This is a genomic window from Psychrobacter sp. DM4, from assembly GCF_051307035.1.
In the GTDB taxonomy this organism is placed as follows: Bacteria; Pseudomonadota; Gammaproteobacteria; order Pseudomonadales; family Moraxellaceae; genus Psychrobacter.
This window is the reverse complement of sequence record NZ_CP195536.1, coordinates 2,439,338-2,460,545: the sequence shown is the minus strand read 5'-3', so window position 1 is coordinate 2,460,545 and position 21,208 is coordinate 2,439,338. Positions and strand designations below refer to the sequence as shown.

Genomic DNA, 21,208 nt, shown 5'->3' with positions numbered 1-21,208 from the left:
TAAATTGCCTTAAGTTCATGGCTCTTTTTTACTAATATATTGAACGTAGATACCTGTATTTCTACGTTATCAATGTTCTATCTTATATTGTGTTCGTTGTTTTATCATCGTTTACGTCATCAACTTTATATAGGTTGGTCACGATTTTCATTTGTTTTCATGTTTACTGTAAGGACTCTCGATGGCATATTCTTATACTGAAAAAAAGCGTATTCGCAAAAGTTTTGCTGAATTGCCCACTGTGATGGACATTCCCTATTTACTGTCTATTCAAGTAGATTCCTACGAGCAATTTTTGCAAGAGCACAAAAAGCCAAAAGCTCGTGAGAATACTGGTTTGCAAGCAGCATACTCTTCTATTTTCCCAATTGAGAGTCACTCAGGTAACGCTGAATTACAGTTTGTTGAGTATTACTTAGGGACACCTGAGTTTGATGAACGTGAGTGTATCCTTCGTGGCTCTACCTTTGCAGCACCTATGCGTGTCAAGATTCGTCTTATTATCAAAGACAAAGATAGCAAGGACAAGGACAGTAAAGCGGCGATCAAAGATATCCGTGAGCAAAGTGTCTATATGGGCGAGATGCCACTGATGACCAACAATGGTACCTTTATCATTAACGGTACCGAGCGCGTTATCGTATCGCAATTACATCGCTCGCCTGGCGTGTTCTTTGATCATGATAAAGGCAAATCGCACTCAAGTGGTAAGGTGCTATACAACGCTCGTATTATTCCTTATCGCGGCTCATGGCTTGACTTTGAGTTTGACGCAAAAGATTTAGTTTTTGCTCGTATTGACCGTCGCCGTAAGCTATTAGCGTCAATAATCCTACGTGCGTTAGGTTTGACAACTTCTGAAATCCTAGATCTATTCTTTGATAAAGTCGCTGTCTATAAAGGGGATGAGACGTTCGAGATTGACTTAGTTGCTGATCGTCTACGTGGCGAGATGGCGCAGTTCGATATCGTATCGCCTGACGGTGATGTCATCGTAGAGCAAGGCAAACGTATCAATGCTCGTCGTATCCGTCAGCTTGAAGAAGCTGGTATGACGAAAATTGCAGTACCTGATGAGTATCTTTATGAGCGTATCCTAGCAGAAGATATCGTCGTCAATGACGAGATAATCGCTCGTGCTAATACGCTTATTGATCATGAATTATTGGTTAAGCTCAGCGCCTTTGAAGCTAGTGAGTCTATCAAAGAGTTTAGTATCTTGTTCACTAATGATATCGATCAGGGCAGTTACATTGCCGATACGCTACGCGCTGATAGTACCTCAAGCCGCGAAGAAGCGCTGATCGAAATCTATAAAGTCATGCGTCCAGGTGAGCCGCCAACGGTTGAAACTGCTGAAAAGCTATTCGATAGCATGTTCTTCAACGCTGATCGCTATGACTTATCGAATGTTGGCCGTATGAAGTTCAACCGCCGTTTAGGTTTGGACTTTGAAGATACTGACGACGCTGACATTCAACGCGCTCGTAGCGTATTGACTAATGACGATATCGTTAACGTTCTAAAAGAGCTCATTGAGATCCGTAATGGTCGCGGCGAAGTCGACGACATTGACCATTTGGGTAACCGCCGCATTCGTTCGGTTGGTGAGATGGCGGAGAACCAATTCCGCGTCGGTCTAGTCCGTGTTGAGCGTGCGGTTAAAGAGCGTTTAAGCTCAGCGGAATCTGACAACTTGTCACCACAAGATTTGATTAACTCAAAACCGGTTGCTGCTGCGGTCAAAGAATTCTTTGGTTCAAGCCAGTTGTCACAGTTTATGGATCAGAACAACCCATTGTCTGAAGTCACGCATAAGCGTCGTGTATCAGCACTAGGCCCAGGTGGTCTGACACGTGAACGTGCAGGTTTTGAAGTGCGTGACGTACATGATACGCATTATGGCCGTGTTTGCCCGATTGAGACACCAGAGGGTCCAAACATTGGTCTTATCAACTCCTTAGCGACTTTTGCTAAAACCAACAGCTTTGGCTTTTTAGAAACGCCTTATCGCCGTGTGGTTGACGGTAAAGTCACGGATATTATCGAGTATCTATCAGCGATCGAAGAAGTCGGTACGGTCATTGCACAAGCCGACTCACCAGTAACAGAAGATGGTGCGCTCTCTGACGAGATGGTCAGCGTGCGTAGCTATGGTGAATTCGTGCGTATGCCACCTGAAAAGGTGACGCATATGGATGTGTCGCCAAGTCAGGTCGTATCAGTAGCGGCAGGTCTTATTCCGTTCCTAGAACATGATGATGCTAACCGTGCCTTGATGGGTTCGAACATGCAACGTCAGGCTGTTCCTACGCTACGTGCTGATAAGCCGCTCGTGGGTACAGGTATGGAGCGTCACGTAGCCCGTGATTCTGGTGTTTGTGTTATCGCCAAGCGTGGCGGTGTGATCGAAGATGTTGACGCCTCACGTATCGTCGTTCGGGTCAATGAAGATGAGATGACTGCTGGTGAAGCAGGTATCGATATCTACAACTTGATCAAATACACGCGCTCCAACCAAAACACCTGTATCAACCAGCGAATCATAGTCAACCAAGGTGATGAGATTGCTTTGGGTGATATCTTGGCTGATGGTCCGTCAACGGATCTTGGTGAGCTTGCATTGGGTCAAAACATTCGCATTGCCTTTATGCCGTGGAATGGTTATAACTTCGAAGATTCAATCTTGCTATCTGAGAAAGTGGTGAAAGAAGATCGTTTTACCACTATTCATATTCAAGAACTAACCTGTGTGGCGCGCGATACTAAGCTTGGCACCGAAGAGATCACTGCTGATATTCCAAGTCACGTTGGTGAAGCGGCGCTATCTAGTCTTGATGAAGCAGGTATCGTGTATATCGGTGCTGAAGTTGATGCAGGTGACATTCTAGTTGGTAAAGTCACACCAAAAGGTGAGACGCAACTGACGCCAGAAGAGAAATTGCTCAGAGCTATCTTTGGTGAAAAAGCGGCTGATGTAAAAGACACGTCGCTACGTGTTCCGACATCAAGCAAAGGCACGGTTATTGACGTGCAAGTCTTTACCCGTGATGGCGTCGAAAAAGACGCTCGTGCAAGAGCGATTGAAAAGTCGCAACTTGATAGCTACCGCAAAGATCTAAAAGAAGAGCTACGTATCTTCGAAGATGCTGCTCGTGGCCGTATCGGTACTTTGCTTGATGGTCAAAAAGTCAGTGGCGGTTCTGGTCTAAAAGCTGGCACTGTTATGGCATTGGCGGATATGAAGGATATGAGCCTTGAGACCTTGCTCGATATTCAGCCCGTCGAAGAAGAGATCTCTGAGCGTTTAACGCAAATCGCTGAGTACTTGGTTGATAAGCAAAAAGATATCGACACTAAGTTCGCTGAGAAAAAGCGTAAATTAACGGCGGGAGATGACTTACAACATGGCGTTCAAAAAATCGTTAAAGTCTATTTAGCAGTAAAACGTCGCATTCAGCCTGGTGACAAGATGGCGGGTCGTCATGGTAACAAAGGTGTCGTCTCGCGTATTATGCCAGTAGAAGACATGCCTTATGATGAGAATGGTAATACCGTTGACATCGTATTGAACCCACTTGGTGTACCCTCTCGTATGAACATCGGTCAGGTTCTAGAGACGCATCTGGGTATGGCAGCAAAAGGTTTGGGCGAGAAAATCGATGGTATGCTCAAGTCTCAAGCAGCGATCAAAGAGTTGCGTGACTTCTTAGACAAAATCTACAACCAGGTTGGCGGTGAACAGGTTGATCTAGATAGCTTGAGTGACGATGATATCATGGCACTCTCAGCTAACTTACGCGGCGGTGTCCCAATGGGTACAGCGGTGTTCGATGGCGCAAGAGAGAGCCAAGTCAAAGACTTGCTAGAGCTTGCTGGTATGGACCGTGATGGTCAGCAGACCTTATATGATGGTCGTACGGGTCAGAAGTTTGACCGTAAAGTAACGGTCGGCTACATGTACATGCTCAAATTGAACCATTTGGTTGATGACAAAATGCATGCGCGTTCTACTGGTTCTTATTCACTAGTAACGCAGCAGCCACTTGGTGGTAAAGCTCAGTTTGGTGGTCAGCGTTTTGGTGAGATGGAAGTGTGGGCATTAGAAGCTTATGGTGCAACTTACACCTTGCAAGAGATGCTAACTGTGAAGTCAGATGATGTTGAAGGACGTACGCGTATGTACAAAAACATCGTCGATGGTGAGCAATATATGGATCCGGGTATGCCTGAATCCTTTAATGTTTTGACCAAAGAAATCAAATCACTGGGTCTAAATATTGAGTTAAAAGAAAACAACTAACTTTTTGTTGAAGCTTGATTGTTACTCTAAAAGCAGTACGCCTTTTGCTGCTGCTTTTAGTGATTTATCTCAACCCTATTCATTGCCTTCAGTCTCTTGCTCTACAACGTTTTTATAGTACGACGTTGCAAGAATAGATGATTATAAAGATAACGGAGAAGCAACTTGAAAGATTTACTCGATATCATGCAAAGCCCTACCGGCAACGGTAACCGTGAGTTTGATAGTATTCAAATTACCTTGGCATCACCCGATGTCATCAAGTCGTGGTCACACGGCGAAGTCAAAAAGCCAGAAACGATTAACTATCGTACCTTTAAGCCTGAGCGTGACGGTCTTTTTTGTGCCAAAATCTTTGGCCCTGTAAAAGATTTCGAATGTCTCTGTGGTAAGTACAAGCGTCGTAAGTTTCAAGGCGTTATCTGTGAAAAATGTGGCGTTGAAGTCACTACTGCTAAAGTGCGCCGCGACCGTATGGGTCATATTGACTTAGCCAGTCCAGTTGCTCATATTTGGTTCTTAAAATCACTACCAAGCCGTATCGGTTTGCTTCTTGATATGACGCTACGTGATATCGAGCGTGTCTTGTATTTTGAGAGCTATATCGTTACAGAACCTGGTCTAACTTCTTTAGAGAAGTATCAACTGCTTGATGATGAAGACTATTATCGTGCGCTCGAAGAGTTTGGCGATGAATTTACCGCCAAAATGGGTGCTGAAGCCGTTCAAGACTTGCTCAAGGATATCGATCTTGATATCGAGATTGATGAACTGCGCGAAGCCATTCCACAAACAGGTTCTGAGACGAAGCTCAAAAAGATGTCTAAGCGTCTAAAATTATTAGAAGCGTTCCGCGATTCTAATAACAAGCCTGAGTGGATGGTGATGAACATATTGCCAGTATTGCCACCAGATTTGCGTCCGCTAGTACCCCTAGAAGGCGGTCGTTTTGCGACTTCAGATCTTAACGATCTTTATCGTCGCGTGATCAACCGCAACAACCGCCTAAAGCGTCTGCTTGAGCTAAGTGCGCCTGACATTATTGTACGTAACGAAAAACGTATGCTTCAAGAGTCAGTCGATGCGCTACTTGATAACGGCCGCCGTGGTCGTGCGATTACTGGTAGTAATAAGCGTCCCCTCAAATCTTTGGCCGATATGATCAAAGGTAAGCAAGGTCGTTTCCGCCAAAACTTACTGGGTAAACGTGTCGATTACTCTGGTCGTTCGGTCATTGTTGTAGGCCCAACGCTACGCTTGCACCAGTGTGGTCTACCAAAGAAAATGGCTCTAGAGCTATTCAAGCCATTCACTTATAATAAACTACTATCTCATGGCTTAGCGACGACGATTAAAGCGGCCAAAAAGATGGTCGAGCGCGAAGAGCCACAAGTGTGGGATATGCTAGCGATGGTTATCCGTGAGCACCCTGTACTTCTTAACCGTGCGCCAACCCTTCACCGTTTGGGCTTACAAGCCTTTGAGCCAGTATTGATTGAAGGTAAAGCTATTCAGCTTCATCCTCTAGTTTGTACCGCATTCAATGCTGATTTCGATGGCGATCAGATGGCCGTTCACGTGCCATTGACGTTGGAAGCACAGCTAGAATCACGTGCGCTCATGATGTCGACGAATAATATCTTGTCACCAGCGAACGGTGATCCGATTATCGTACCGTCACAAGACGTGGTCTTGGGTCTATATTATATTAGCCGCTCGTCAGTGAATGTCAAAGGCGAGAGCATGATTTTTGCTTCTGTCAATGAAGCATTACGCGCTATCGGCTCAAATGATCTACATGTGAATGCTAAGATCAAGGTTCGCGTAACTGAAACCATTATCGATGCTGATGGCAATCATACTCAAGAAACTAGTATCAAAGATACTGTTGCTGGTCGCTTACTGATTTGGAACATCATGCCAAAAGGTATGGCGTTTGAAGAGTGCAACCAAGAGATGACTAAGAAAAACATCTCGCGTTTGATCAACTCGTGCTACCGTAAAATGGGCGTCAAAGACAGCGTTATGTTCGCTGACCAATTGATGTATCTTGGATTTGCGCAAGCGACTTTATCAGGCGTATCAATCGGTATCGATGACATGGTCATCCCGCCAAGCAAAAAACAAATCATCGAAGTGGCAGAAGCTGAAGTACGTGAGATCGAAGATCAGTTCGAGCAGGGCTTTGTGACCGCAGGTGAGCGCTATAACAAAGTAGTCGATATCTGGTCTCGCACCAATGATAAAGTCGCTAAAGCGATGATGGATAACTTGGCAACTGATAAAGTGATCAACGCACAAGGCGAAGAAGAAGAGCAAAAGTCATTCAACTCTATCTTTATTATGTCAGATTCGGGTGCTCGTGGTAGTGCAGCGCAGATTCGTCAGCTTGCTGGTATGCGTGGCCTTATGGCAAAACCGGATGGCTCAATCATCGAGACGCCAATTAAAGCCAACTTCCGTGAAGGGTTAACTGTACTTCAGTACTTTATCTCGACTCACGGTGCGCGTAAAGGTCTAGCAGATACAGCACTAAAAACTGCTAACTCAGGTTACCTGACGCGCCGTTTGGTTGATGTTGCTCAAGATTTGGTCATTACTACTGAAGACTGTGGTACTGAGCAAGGCTTGCTTATGACGCCGCACATTCAAGGTGGCGAGATCATCGAAAAGCTTGGTGATCTTGTACTTGGTCGTGTAACCGCTCGTGATGTGACTTACAATGATGATGAATCAAAAATACTAGTACCGACTGGTACTTTGATCGATGAGCATTGGGTCAATGTACTTGATGAAAACGCTATTGATGATATTTGGGTACGTTCAGTCATCACATGTGACGTTGAACATGGCGTATGTTCGCAGTGCTATGGTCGTGATCTAGCCCGTGGCCATAAAGTCAATATCGGTGAGTCAGTCGGTGTTATGGCGGCGCAGTCTATCGGTGAGCCAGGCACACAGCTAACGATGCGTACGTTCCACGTTGGTGGCGCGGCGAGTTCTGCCTCTGTAGACAATAGCATTTCAGTTCGTAATGCAGGTCAAGCGCATTTCGAAAACATGAAAACGGTTGAGCATACCGATGGTCATTTGGTTATCGTCTCTCGTTCAGCTGAGATTGCGTTGACAGATGAGCTTGGTCGTGAGCGTGAGCGTTACAAAGTACCTTATGGTTCAAGCGTATTAGTCAAGAACGAAGATCAGGTCGAAGGTGGTCAGACTATCGCTAAGTGGGACCCGCACACGCATCCTATTATCACTGAGTTTGCGGGTAAAGCGCGCTTCAGTGACATTACTGATGGCTTGACTGCTACCGTGAAGGTTGATGACGCGACTGGTATGAGCTCGTTTGAGATTCTAGCGACTCGTGACCGTTCAAGCTCAGCAAAAGACTTACGTCCAGCTATTATCTTGAATACCAATGAAGGTAAAGAAGTGGTTTACTTCTTGCCCGCTGAGACAATTATTCGTGTTAGTGATGGTGAAGAGGTTGCAGCAGGTTCAATCCTAGGCCGTGTACCACAAGCCTCATCAGGTACTAAAGATATTACCGGTGGTCTACCACGAGTTGCAGATCTATTCGAAGCTCGCCGTCCAAAAGATCATGCGATCATGGCAGAGATGTCAGGTGTTGTCAGCTTCGGTAAAGAGACCAAAGGCAAAAACCGCTTTATTATTACCAATGAAGACGGTGAGGTCCATGAAGAGCTCATTCCAAAATGGCGTCAAATCAATGTCTTTGAAAATGAGACAGTGGCACGCGGTGAAGTTATCGCTGATGGTCCACAAAACCCGCATGACATCTTGCGCCTAAAAGGTCAAACTGCGCTTGCTGACTATATCGTCAACGAAGTACAGGACGTTTATCGCTTACAAGGGGTGAAGATCAACGATAAGCACATTGAGGTTATCATTCGTCAGATGCTGCGCAAAGTTGAGATTACTGATGCTGGCGACTCAAGTCACTTCAAAGGCGATCAAGCAGAGTATGCTGATATCAAAGCACTAAATGCCAAGCTGGAGGCGGAAGATAAATTCCCAATCCAGTATGAGCGTCAACTGCTTGGTATCACCAAAGCGAGTCTGGCAACAGAGAGCTTTATCTCTGCCGCATCATTCCAGGAGACCACTCGTGTCTTGACGGCAGCTGCGGTTACTGGCAAGGTCGATGAGCTACGTGGCCTCAAAGAGAACGTTGTTGTTGGTCGCTTGATTCCTGCTGGTACTGGACTTTCTTATCACAAAGCCCGTAAAGAAAAAGCCGATCAAAAGCTGTTAGATAAAGATATGAATGCAGCGTTTGATATGCCTACTGGTAGTGATAACAAAGACTTTACTAGCTTTGATGAAGCCTTTGCTCAAGAGCTCAATCAAGATAGCCAATCTTAATATTTATTGCAACATAAAAAAGCCAGCATTCTTGCTGGCTTTTTTATGTTTAATTATCGCTAAAAACAATCATTTCTTAAGAAAACAATTTTAAAAAATACTATGCTAAAATTGGCGTTACAAGCATTAATAATTCTATAGAATCATAAGGATAAAAAGCGTATGGCAGACAAAGGCCGCGTTGCTAAGTACCAAGCAGACCGTACCAATCAAAAATTATATTTCTGTCGTTTAGCCTGTCAAGCTGCTGGCAGTAGTAATGATAAGCAGCTTTATCAGGCACACTGTGAGACGGCTATCTTCCATTTATACGGTACGCTTTTGGCCTTTTTGCAAGAGCTGAGTCAGTTCTATGGGTTGCAAGAGACCGCGCCTACTTTAGCCAATATCGAAGAAGCTTTAGATACACGCACGCAGATATCTCCTGAAGTTATGCGCCTAAAGCAGTTACTTGAAAAAGGTTTTTTAGCCAATATTGAGCGCGCTTATCAGCGTTGCCTTTATGCGGTACCTCCTGAGGCTCTAGCAGACACCTCAATGACTAGTACCGCGTCAAAAGACTTGATTGTAAATGTGGTGACTTTATCGAATCAATGGCTACCCGATGAGAGCACTATACGTGAATGGCGTCAGCAGTTCTTAGAGCTCATTGAGCAGCTACGTGCTGGTATGGTAGAGTTTTGATTGCGAATAAAGAGTCTAAAAAGTGTATGTGCAAAAAATAAGTATAAAAAAGGCTTGTCGATTTACTATCAACAAGCCTTTTTTAATTATTTTTAATACTCTATTCTGGCATCGGAGGCATACGTTCAGCTGGTGTCGCAGAGAGTGGCGTATTTTGGATACCACTGCTGCTACGATTACTACTGTTAGGTCTTACTGTAGCAGTCTCAACCTCTTCAACGGGTTCAGGCTCCAAGGGTTTACGAGGTTGCGCTCTAGTTTTGACAGGTTTTGCTCTAGTCTCTTTATCAGATACCTCAACTTCGTCTGAGATTACACCATTATCCGTCACTTCTATAATTTCTTGCTGCTGTCTTTTCGATTTAGCACGGTTATTGATAGAGACCCACTGCTCTGGGGTGTCTTTGAGCTGTGCTGTCATAAAGTCCATCCAGACGGGTAGGGCTGCTACGCCGCCGTATTCACGGCGACCCATAGTCGTTGGCTGATCAAAGCCCATCCAAACGACCGTTGCATTAGTTGGATGAAATCCTGCAAACCAAGCGTCTTTAGCCTCATTCGTCGTACCTGTCTTGCCACCTATGTCATTACGACCCAGCGCTTTGGCACGTACACCTGTACCGCGTTGGACGACATCGCGCAGGATATCAGCCATCTCAAACGCAACTTGCGGTTTTAAAATTCTAGGTGCTTGTGTTGCCATAACATATTGTACAACAGGGGCTTTGAGACGATCAGCATCGGGAGTTGCATCGTGCATCAGTGCCTCACTCCTTGCAGACATCAGCGCCTTATCAGTTGCGTCATTGACCTCAATGTCGTCCTTATTCTCTGCGTTTATTGCTTCTTCATCGATAGTATCTACGTTAACAATATCTCCATCAGCAGCCTTGTCATCAGTAGGAGCGTTAAAGGCCTCGATCAATTCTTCGTTACGCTCGTTAAGCTGCTCGTTAAAGCATAGAGCACACGCCTGCTGCGGATTGGCTTGAAAGAGTAGCTCGTTATCGTAGTTGTATATTTGCTCGATAAAATAAGGCTGAACACGATGACCGCCATTGGCAAAGGTAGCGTAAGCCGTTGCCATCTGTAAAGGAGTAGCTTGTCCTGCGCCAAGCGCTAGCGATAGTGTAGTTGGCAATTTTTCTTTGTCCAAACCAAACTGATCGAGCAAATCGCGCGTATCGGAGATGCCAATGGCTTGTAGTAAGCGGATAGATACAAGATTACGCGATAAATACAACCCTCGGCGCAAAGTAATATCACCCAAAAAACGTTCATCAGAATTTTTGGGTTTCCAATCACCGACTTGAATAGGACGATCTGAGACGATGCTATCGGGACGGTAGCCTTTTTCTAGTGCGGTGGTATAGACCAGCGGCTTGATAGTCGAACCTGGCTGACGCCATCCTTGTAAAGCACGATTAAATTTGCTGTGATTAAAATCAAAACCACCAACCAAAGCATTGAGAGCACCTGTCTCAGGATCTAAAGAGACCAAGCTGCCCTGCACCTCAGGGATCTGCGCCAGCTGCCAGTTACCACTAGCCGTCGGTATCACTCGGATAATATCTTCTTCACTTACAATTTGACTGGCATTGCTGGGATAGTAGCCAACGCGATCGGCTGAGATGTACTTGCGTGCCCAGCTCATACCAGACCAGTCGACCGTAACGCTCTCACCTGTGGGAATAGTTGCCTCAAAGCTGCGTGAGTTAACCTTGGTCACCTTAGCAGGAGATAAGCTACTATACCGCCTAAAATCAGCGAGCGGTTCGCCCTGAGCTTCTGCCCCGCGCCAACCATGTCTGTGCTCATAGGCAACCAAGCCTTTTAGGATAGCAGCTTCTGCTGCCGCTTGCGCCTCGCTATCAATCGTTAAACGCACACGCCAGCCACCATTGACAACTTGTTCGCCGTAACGATTAACAAGTGCATAACGAGCCATTTCTGCCAAATAAGGCATATTGACATCAAGTTTTTCTTGATACAGCTTAAGTCCAATAGGCGAGTTGACCGCTTCGTCATGCTGCGCTTGATCGATATAACCGAGCTCTTGCATGCGGCCTACAATCCAGTTGCGACGAGTCAATGCACGTTCAGGGTTGGCAACAGGGTTATATTTTGAGGGCGCTTTTGGCAAACCTGCCAGCATTGCCATCTCGGCAACCGTCAAGTTCTCCAATGACTTACTGTAGTATTTTCTAGCAGCAGCGCGAATACCATAAGCGCCTTCACCCAAGTAAATCTTATTGACATAAAGCGTGAGTATCTCGTTCTTGCTAAGCTCATCTTCCATTTTTCGGGCTAAAAAGAGCTCGGTAAGTTTACGGTTCAAAGTACGTTCTGGACTCAAAAAGTAGTTTTTGGCAACCTGCATGGTAATAGTTGAGCCGCCTGTTTGAGTGTCATCATCAGTGACCACTTCAGTAACCGCTCGTCCTAAACCTTTAATACTAATACCGCTATGCTGAAAGAATGATGCATCTTCTGCTGCCAAAAATGCGCGGGTTAAGTTCTGCGGTATCTCATCATATTCCACTGGTAATGACATGCGATTGCCATACTGACCTATAAGCTTGTCGTCATGACTATAGATCTGTAATGGCATCTCTAAGCTTGCGGTTTTGATTTCTTGAATACTAGGTAGCGTAGGAGATAGGTACATCGCCATGCCATAAAAACCGATTGGTACTGCCAATACTAAGATGACAGCTAGTGCCAAGAAGGCAATGAATAGCCCAACCAAGAAACGTATGAGAGTAACAGTAGCGCTTTTTTGAGTCATAATCAGACTTATTGATTAAAGTTTGTAACAGATACTTTATTATACCTTGAACAAAATGCGTTGGTCATACTAAATGTACAAATAGTCTCAATATATTTTCTTAGCGCTTGAATATGTCCATTAAGTAAAGTATTGTACTGAATTATTACAAATTATTATCAAGTCGTACACTTCATACAAGGTATAGCATTTGTGAGGTTATTTTCTTCTAACAGTAGGCATTTAATTGGAGTGGACGTTTGTGCCACTTCAGTGAAACTTGTTGATATACACCGTCAGCAAGGTACATATCATCTAAAGTCTTACGGCATTGAGAGCTTAGCTTCAGGAGTTGTCGTTGACAAACTCATTGTAGATACCGAATTGGTTGGTAACACGATTGCAAGTCTGGCTAGACGTTGTCAGGTAGCAGGGAGCAGTGCTGCAACCTCAGTCTCAGGATCTGCGGTCATTACCAAAATTATCGATATGGACAAAACGCTTAGCGATGTAGAGCGAGAAGCACAAATTCGCTTAGATGCTGATCAATATATTCCCTATCCGTTGGAAGATGTCAATTTAGATTTTGAGGTATTAGGTCCTTCTCTTATAAGTGATGAGATGGTACAAGTACTGCTCGCGGCTTCGCGCTCGGAGAACGTCGATCAACGTGTTGATGCTTTGACCTTTGGCAGTTTGCAAACCAAAATCATGGATATCGAAAACCATGCCATTGAGCGAGCTTTTAATCTTATGGTAGACAACTTGTCCAATCTGCCAGAGCTTGTCGCTTTGGTCGATATTGGTCACAATCAGACTACCTTATATATCGCAAAAGACGGCGAATTTGTCTATAACCGTGAACAACTCTTTGGTGGCGCGCAGCTCACAGAAGCTATTCAAAATCGCTACGGTCTTACCTTTGATGAGGCGACTCTCAGTAAGCGAGAACGCACGCTACCCGATGATTATTATCCAGAGGTACTAACACCGTTTTTAGAGAGTGTTATTCAGCAGATTACCCGCTCATTACAATTTTACTTTTCATCTAGCCAGTACAACAGTATCGATCATATCGTGTTGGCAGGAGGTAGTAGTGCAATCTCAGGCTTAGCTGGCATGGTACAACAAAAGCTTGGTGTGACAGTCAGCGTAGCCAATCCCTTTGTTAATATGACAATCGACCCCTACATAGACAGTGAGCAGCTAGCGATTGATGCACCAAGTTTGATGGGTGCTTGCGGACTTGCGTTAAGGAGCTTTGACTGATGGCTCGTATTAACCTACTACCTTGGCGAGCAGAAGAGCGCGAACGTCGTAATAAAGAATTTATCACCTTAGTTGTCGCAGTGACTTTGCTTGCGCTATTAGCAGCTTTTGCATCGTGGAGTTACTTTAATAATGAATTAGAAGAACAGCGCGATGCTAATGCGCTCATCGAGCAAGAGAACAGCCGCCTTGATGCGGTTTTAGTAGAGATCGACGGTTTAGAACAGCGCCGAGAAGACATCATCTCGCGTATGCAGGTCATCCAAGATTTGCAGGGTCGTCGTCCTGTTCCTGTACGTATTTGGGATGATATTGCTAAAGCCATACCAGCGGCGCTTTATCTCAATAATTTTAAACGAGAAGGCGATGTATTGACGCTTACCGGTCTGGCGGACAACCCTAACGTAGTATCGAGTCTGATTCGTAACCTCGATAGCAGCGAGTGGATGGGCAATTCTGCTGTCAGTAACATTCAGCAAAACATTACTGCCTACGAGACGGCGCCCACGCTTAATGAGCCTACTGTAGCAGGCGAAACGCCACGCCCAGTGTACCCAGAAGACAGCTACGTACAGTTTGTGGTAACGACCAAAGTTCAATCTGACGTTGCAATCTTAGAAGATGGCGCGGCTGTGCCAGTAGCTGGAGGTAACTTATGAGACTGGATCTAAAGAAGCGTCCTTTTGGTACCAAAAAAACAGCAATACGAAGCAAACGCCGCCCCAAAAAGTCTTTTGATCTTAATGAGTTTCGTCGTAGTTTTCAGTCATTAGATGCTGATAATTATGGCAGTTGGCCGCTACCAGTTAAACTAACTGTATTAGGATTCATTATTGCCTTTATCGCCGCTCTATCCTGGGCGCTACCTATCAGTAGCAAAATCGATGATATTCGAGCCGCCGAGAGTGAGCAGCAAGTCCTGCTCGATAGCTACCGCGAAAAAGAGTCGCGTGCCCGTCATCTAGAAGCTTATCAAGCTCAAGTTATTCAGATGGAAACAGAATTCAATACTTTGCTCGATCAGTTGCCAAAGGATACTCGCGTATCAGAGCTGGTTGAGGGCATCAACATGACAGGAGTCGGTAGTAATATACGATTCCAAGACATCTCAGTTGAGCCTGAGATTGAAAATGAGTTTTTTATTGAACAGCCTATTCGTATTGCAGCTTTAGGTGAGTATCACCAGTTTGGTAGCTTTATTAGTGGTCTGGCAGCGTTGCCACGTATTATCACTATGCACGACTTTGAGATCAGTAACCCGCAGCCTACTTTGGATGTCCTACCAGAGCTAAACATGGTATTACAAACCAAAACGTATCGCTCAAAAGAGGCAAAACCGGAAGTTGAGGTCACAGGTGAGACCGTTGCTGCTGGAACAACAGAGGCAGCTAACACCCTCGCTGCTAGTACAGGAGGCAACTGATGATAAATAAATTACCTATTATTTTGATCAGCCTCTCAGCACTTTGGCTTAGTGGTTGTAGCGATCGCATCGGTATGGCCGAGCAGGCGATGGTAGCCATACGGGATCAGCCAGCGCAGCCTATAGAGCCGCCGCCACCGTCTGATCTGGTTGAGGACTTTGTCTATAGTGCTAATACCTTACGCAGTCCTTTTTTGCCGCCAAGTTTGGTTAATGTGCAAGGTACAACTGAGGCAATCAACGGTGTACGCCCAGATATCAACCGCATAAAAGAGCCTTTAGAGCAATATGAGCTAGCACAACTGATTTTTCGCGGTATGCTCATCTCACCTGAGGGTCAGCAGTATGCTTTGGTGCAGCGTCCTGATGGATCGGTTGCCAGCGTAAAGGTAGGGGATTATCTTGGATTAAATGATGGCCGTATCGTTGAAATCACACCGACCCAAATTAATTTGATTGAAATTGTGCCAGACAGCCGCGCCGGGTTTATCGAAAGACCCCAATCGCTGGTCTCTCCTATAAGTTAAGTCGGCAGATCTTTTGAGGAATATGTAATGACCGTACGCCATAATCAGGTAATGACAATGAGTAACCGCGTATCTTCTCGCTTTGCCGTCTCGGCACTAGCAGTAAGTATGATTACCATCAGTGCTAGCGCCTATGCCGAACAACGCATTAATAACGTCTCCGTTGTACAAACAGCGCCTACCATTACTCAAATGCGTTTGGGATTCTCTGAGACGCCGCAGTTGCCTGCCGCCTACCAGTTAGATGATCCGAGTCGCTTGGTTCTAGACTTTGAACAAGTCCAAAATGGGCTAAGCAGTCGCGCTAATACTTACAATATCGGTATGATCAATGAGGTCACCACGTTAAACAACGACAGCACCACGCGACTCATAGTTGGACTCAAACAAGCAGGAGAGTACACCACGGCGATCGAAGGTAATGATTTACTACTCACTATTACTGATCCCACACGCACTGTTGTACGCGTACCCACTGTTGTACGCGCGCCTACTGTGATCACTAATGACCCTATTCAAGATGTGTTGAATGGTAATACTGCGATCACGACAACACCAATTGTCACGCCTATTATTGAGACCGGTAGTGTGCCTGCCGCAGCTGTTGTTAGTCGCCCTGTCACAGTGACCGACCAAGCGCCTGCCAATACTATGGTCGTGCGAGTCAATCCTTTGCTAGACCCAAGGCTTGCGAGTCGTCAGGTCAGTCAGCAGTACAGTTATGATGGACTTACGGCACTGAATTTTTCAGCAAAAGGTAAAGGCGGTGATATCAGTATAGCACTTGCAAATGAAGCGATTCCAGTAGATGTTCAGCGTCAAGGCAACCAGCTTGTGGTACGCTTGACAGGTAGTACGGTACCGCGCAATCTATTACGTCGCCTCAATATCAATAGTGGGCTTGTCAGTAGTGTTGATACCAAAAACCAAGGCCAGAATGGCGTCATAACCATCAATATGAATGGCGATTATGAATACCAAGCATACCAGTCAGGTAATCAGCTTAACATAGGTATAAAAGAGCCTGAGCTGCTACGTGAGCCGACACTTGAGGACAGGGTCTATACGGGCGAAGCGCTATCAATGGAGTTTCAAGATGTTGAGGTTCGTAGTGTTTTAGATATCTTAGCTCAGTTCACCGATATGAATGTCGTCGCTAGTGATTCTGTTGCAGGTAACATTACCTTGCGTCTTATCAATGTACCGTGGGATCAGGCACTAGATATTATTTTAAAAAGTAAAAATTTAGGCAAGCGTGAGAACGGCAACGTGATTTTGGTAGCGCCCTCAACGGAGCTTGCAGAACAAGAAGCACGTGAGCTGGCAGCGCAGCAAGCCGTTCAAGCCTATGCGCCACTACGCACTGAATACATCCGCTTAAGCTATGCAAAAGCGCAGGATGTGTACAATTTAATCTCGCAGGGCAGCGGCTCAACAGGCAACAACAGTGTCAATAACACCATTGGAACCAACAATACTATCGGTACCGTTAATCGTTTTGAGGACAACAGCACACTGCTCTCTGCACGCGGCACTGTCACCATTGATGAGCGCACCAATACCTTAATTGTTAAGGATGTCGCAGACAGTATTGAAAATATACGCGAACTGATTAGCAAAATTGACATTCCAGTACGTCAAGTAATGATTGAGGCGCGTATCGTTAGTGCCACCGATAGCTTTAGCAAAGAGATCGGCGTACGTTGGGGTATTTTGTCTAATGGCGCAGCTAACAACCGCAGCTTACTTGTCGGTGGTAGCAATCAGACATTGGCAGACCTAAAAGATTTTGATATCGAAACCACTACGGTAAATGGTCAGACTGTCTCATTTCCCTCTTATGATATTAGTCGTCCAGATAATTTGAATGTCGATCTTGGCGTTGCTAACCCTGCTGGTAGTATTGCCTTTGGTTTACTGGGATTGTCAGATGTGATGCTAGATCTTGAGCTCTCAGCTTTACAAGCAGATAATCGCGGTGAAGTAATATCTACGCCCAAGATTTTGACTTCAGATAAACAAACCGCAAAAGTCTCGTCAGGTACGCAGATTCCCTATCAAGAAGCCTCAGCTAGTGGCGCGACGACGACAAGCTTTAGAGAGGCGGCGCTGAGTTTGGAGGCGACACCGAATATCACTCCAGATGGAAAAATTGGTCTTCAATTATTGATCACTAATGGCACGCCAACCATTATCAATAATCAGGTTGCTATCTCAGAGGATCTAATATCAACCAATGTAATTGTTGAAGATGGACAAACTATAGTATTGGGCGGCGTCTTTAGAAATCGTACTAATAATAATGTCGACAAGGTGCCGTTTTTGGGAGACTTGCCCTACATTGGCCGTGCATTCCGCCGCGATGTACGTAACAACAATAAAGAAGAGCTACTGATCTTTATTACGCCAAAATTAGTTAATGATGGCATCAGTCGTCTGAACTAGTCATTACGTAGCTATAAAAAAGCAAGCCTTAGTGCTTGCTTTTTTATAGCATGTCCTCAGAAGATGATAGATAAAAGTGAATAAACAATGCTCGTTACTAGCCAGAATATCAATGACGTTGTATCATACCTAATTTAGCTGAGTGAGTACTATGATGGAGGAATTACCGTCGGTGTTTTTAGTGGGACCGATGGGAGCGGGGAAGACCACCATTGGTCGATTGCTTGCCAAACAATTGGGGCGGACGTTTGTAGATAGTGATTGGTATATCGAGTCGCAAACCGGCGCTGATATTGCTTGGATATTCGCTAAAGAGGGGGAAGCGGGCTTTCGTGAGCGCGAAACGCGAGCTATAGACGAGCTGACCCAAAGAGAGCAGATCGTGTTGGCAACGGGCGGCGGCGCAGTTATGGCCACAGACAATCGTGATTTTTTGCATCAGCGCGGTATTGTGGTTTATCTCAACGCCCCTGTTGATGTGCAAGTAGTTCGTACTTCACGAGATAAATCAAGACCACTACTACAACAGCCCAATCCACGTAAGATACTTCAAAAGCTTTATGAGGTCCGTGACCCTTTATATCGGCAAGTAGCTCATATCACTATGCCAACGGGTCATACTTATCCGCGGCACATGGTCAATCAGCTATTAGAGCAGCTTACTACGTTTTGTAATGATCACGGTATATCAATAGCGCCTGTAGATAATCTTGCTCATGATATAAGCGATCAAGCAGGACCCTTTATAGACTGACAGATATTACTGTTCACAAGCTATTATCTCTTTATAATTTAGGACAATTCTATGACAACGTTGATGTCTGCTGACGGCTTAATGGTCAAAACGCAAAGCCATGATTATCCGATTGTCATCAGTAAAGATACTGATAACACCAAAGTCAGTATGAGTGAGCAGATTATCCCTTTTATTGAGGGTCAGCAAGTACTGATCGTCACCAATGATACGGTAGCACCCTTATACTTGCAGCCCTTGCAATTAGAGCTTGAAAAGAGCTTTACGGTCAAAGTCTGCATACTACCAGATGGCGAACAGTACAAAAATCAGGCAAATATCGATCAGATTTATGATGCGCTAATGGCAGAGCACTTTAATCGTGACGTGACTTTGGTTGCACTTGGCGGCGGCGTGATAGGGGATATGACAGGATTCGCTGCTGCAAGCTTTATGCGCGGCGTCAATTTTATTCAGATTCCAACCACGCTATTGTCGCAAGTCGATTCAAGCGTGGGCGGCAAAACGGGTATCAATCATCCACAAGGTAAGAACATGATCGGCGCTTTCTGGCAGCCGCAAATGGTATTGGCTGATATGAGTACTTTGCTGACATTACCGCCGCGCGAGCTATCAGCAGGGTTGGCTGAAGTTATCAAGTATGCGCTGATTATGGACGCCGAATTCTTAACTTGGCTTGAAGATAATATGTCGGCGATGATGGCGTTGGATCTGACAGTGCTTGGTGAGGCAGTACGGCGCTGCTGCGAGTACAAAGCTGATATTGTCGCGCAAGATGAGAGAGAGTCTGGCGTACGTGCACTACTCAATTTTGGTCATACCTTTGGTCATGTGATTGAAACGCATGAGGGCTACGGTAATTGGCTACATGGTGAGGCTGTTGCAGCAGGTATGATGCAAGCCGCTCGGCTCTCACAAAAGATGGGCTGGCTCAGCATAGAGGATTTGGCACGGGTTGAGCGTATTCTGGCTCGTGCTAAATTGCCTACTGCGCCGCCGCAGATTGATCCACAAACGGCTTTGAATCTCATGGGTCATGACAAAAAAGTAAAACAAGGACAGATTCGTCTAATACTACTCAAATCATTAGGCAAAGCTGTTATTACAGACAAATTTGAGACACAACTGCTCAGTGAAGTACTGTCTGAGCGTGCGTAGTCCAGTTACTCTAAGAGTACGCTTGTCACACGCTATAATTTCCAAAGTCTATAATTTTCAAACCTCGAGTACATAATGGTGTAAAATAGTAATAGCACGACTGACCAGATGTGATTGTGTTTTGTACAACAGCGCCGCATCCAATAGTCAGTCTGCTCATTCATACTTTGCCAAGGGTTTATTCATGGTAGCACCACGCTCAACGACTCGTCCTGCCACTCAGTCATATCGTCGTCAGGCACTGATGTGGTTACTAATGACGCTAGTATTAGGCGTTATTACTGCTTTAATCTGGATGTTTAGTCAAACGCCATCGATGGCAGGAAAGATCGAAAATGCGCCAATATCTGCACCGCAGGCCTTAACTAATGAGTTAGAGCAACCCTTAGCTATCGAAGCTTTGCACGAGCTTGACACCGACGTACAGCCTATTAATTTTGATGCAACTATTCGAGATTTGCGCAGCTATCCTGAAGAGTTTAAGGATAAACGCTACTTACTCTCCAATAAAGGCAAATGGACAGTCCAGGTCATGAATGTCGCTGAGAACGATGTTATTGTCAGCTACTTAGAGGGTCGAAAAGACCGCGATAAATTCTCCTACTTTCGCTACCGTGACGAAGACGATCAGCTGCGTTACATGCTGACTTATGGGCTCATGAGTAGTCCGCAAGAAGCTGCAGGCGCTGCCAAACTTATTGATTTTAAGTTACCCGCCAATGTCCGCGTGCTCCCAGAAGAGATCAATCGTTATGTCAGTATCATCGATAATTATGAGCGTCCAGGCCCTATCAAGGATCTCAGCAATAAACGCGCTCGCTCCGTCACTCTAAAACGTACAAAACGCGAAGTACCGCCGCGCCAGCCAACTCAAACTCAAAATACTAATAACAATCCAGCGCCAATAAGTTCTGCCCGCAATCAAGATGCGGTTAAAACTACTCCTACAGAGAGTATTCGTGACGTAGAAAACACCGCTTCCACTCTGTCTGTTGATGAAGAGCGCACGGTGGGTACAGAGCAGACTAACAATGACAAACCAAAAACGGAACAAAGTAGTACAAAGCCTACATCACCCAATGTGATCACAGCGCCCAAAAAGCCACCTGTTGTACCAACGCCTAAGCCGCCGCCTGCTACTAATAATGATACTAATACTAGAACGGCGCCTGTTAGTAATAATAAAGCACCAGCAAAGAGCGACGATAGCATCAAAGCACTGATAGAAGAAAAGAATAACCAAGATAGGTAGTAGGTAATAACACTGTACCTACCGCAATATTTTTGTATATAAAAACATACACGTATAGCGACTGCTAATAACCTCTAGTTATGACTTAGCAAAAAAGACTAGATTTATAGTTATGTATTCACTAAAATAAAGAATGATAAAAATAGTCATATAAAGAAAGGTTTATCATGAAATGTGAACGAAACCATATATTTATGTCTTATCAGTCAGGGGTTATCCTCTAGTAGAGTGCAATGA

General features: G+C 45.1%; 12 protein-coding genes. 11 read left to right on the top strand and 1 reads right to left on the bottom strand.

Annotated elements, in window-relative coordinates; translation table 11 throughout:
- Positions 1-181: 181 nt before the first annotated feature.
- The 3 genes from rpoB to ACR64G_RS10455 all read left to right on the top strand — a co-directional run bounded on the left by rpoB (position 182) and on the right by ACR64G_RS10455 (position 9,376).
- On the top strand, positions 182-4,303 hold the full coding sequence (rpoB, locus tag ACR64G_RS10465; protein WP_435979237.1) for a DNA-directed RNA polymerase subunit beta: 4,122 nt from the start codon (positions 182-184) through the stop codon (positions 4,301-4,303).
- A 165-nt stretch (positions 4,304-4,468) separates the two neighbouring features.
- Positions 4,469-8,692 carry a DNA-directed RNA polymerase subunit beta' gene (gene rpoC, locus ACR64G_RS10460; RefSeq protein ID WP_435979236.1) on the top strand — a complete coding sequence of 1,408 codons (4,224 nt, stop codon included), beginning with the start codon at positions 4,469-4,471 and terminating at the stop codon, positions 8,690-8,692.
- A 162-nt stretch (positions 8,693-8,854) separates the two neighbouring features.
- A complete protein-coding gene (locus ACR64G_RS10455; protein ID WP_435979235.1) occupies positions 8,855-9,376 on the top strand; it encodes a DUF6586 family protein in 522 nt (173 codons plus the stop codon).
- Between the two features lie 100 nt (positions 9,377-9,476).
- Here the strand turns inward: ACR64G_RS10455 and ACR64G_RS10450 are convergent, their stop codons facing one another.
- Complete coding sequence (locus tag ACR64G_RS10450) at positions 9,477-12,164, bottom strand: penicillin-binding protein 1A (protein ID WP_435979234.1); 2,688 nt, start codon at positions 12,162-12,164, stop codon at positions 9,477-9,479.
- 192 nt (positions 12,165-12,356) lie between these two features.
- On the opposite strand from ACR64G_RS10450, the gene ACR64G_RS10445 reads away from it, so the two are divergent.
- From ACR64G_RS10445 to ACR64G_RS10410, 8 genes are all read left to right on the top strand, one after another.
- Positions 12,357-13,412: a pilus assembly protein PilM gene (locus ACR64G_RS10445; RefSeq protein WP_435979233.1), complete on the top strand. Its 1,056-nt coding sequence runs from the start codon at positions 12,357-12,359 to the stop codon at positions 13,410-13,412.
- Positions 13,412-14,071, top strand: coding sequence for a PilN domain-containing protein (locus ACR64G_RS10440; RefSeq protein ID WP_435979232.1), 660 nt, complete (start codon positions 13,412-13,414; stop codon positions 14,069-14,071). The genes ACR64G_RS10445 and ACR64G_RS10440 overlap by 1 nt, the downstream gene beginning before the upstream one ends.
- On the top strand, positions 14,068-14,835 hold the full coding sequence (locus ACR64G_RS10435; RefSeq protein WP_435979231.1) for a type 4a pilus biogenesis protein PilO: 768 nt from the start codon (positions 14,068-14,070) through the stop codon (positions 14,833-14,835). The genes ACR64G_RS10440 and ACR64G_RS10435 overlap by 4 nt, the downstream gene beginning before the upstream one ends.
- A complete protein-coding gene (locus tag ACR64G_RS10430) occupies positions 14,835-15,362 on the top strand; it encodes a pilus assembly protein PilP (protein WP_435979230.1) in 528 nt (175 codons plus the stop codon). Before ACR64G_RS10435 ends, ACR64G_RS10430 begins: the two co-directional genes overlap by 1 nt.
- A 27-nt stretch (positions 15,363-15,389) precedes the next feature.
- The gene (gene pilQ / locus ACR64G_RS10425; RefSeq protein WP_435979229.1) at positions 15,390-17,807 is read left to right on the top strand and encodes a type IV pilus secretin PilQ; all 2,418 of its coding nucleotides are present in this window, start codon (positions 15,390-15,392) and stop codon (positions 17,805-17,807) included.
- 151 nt (positions 17,808-17,958) lie between these two features.
- Complete coding sequence (gene aroK, locus ACR64G_RS10420; RefSeq protein ID WP_435979228.1) at positions 17,959-18,561, top strand: shikimate kinase AroK; 603 nt, start codon at positions 17,959-17,961, stop codon at positions 18,559-18,561.
- 63 nt (positions 18,562-18,624) lie between these two features.
- Positions 18,625-19,719: a 3-dehydroquinate synthase gene (gene aroB, locus ACR64G_RS10415; protein ID WP_435980709.1), complete on the top strand. Its 1,095-nt coding sequence runs from the start codon at positions 18,625-18,627 to the stop codon at positions 19,717-19,719.
- Positions 19,720-19,903: 184 nt separating this feature from the next.
- Positions 19,904-20,971 (top strand): hypothetical protein, encoded by a 1,068-nt coding sequence (locus ACR64G_RS10410; RefSeq protein ID WP_435979227.1) that lies wholly within the window; start codon positions 19,904-19,906, stop codon positions 20,969-20,971.
- The last annotated feature ends 237 nt before the right edge of the window (positions 20,972-21,208 follow it).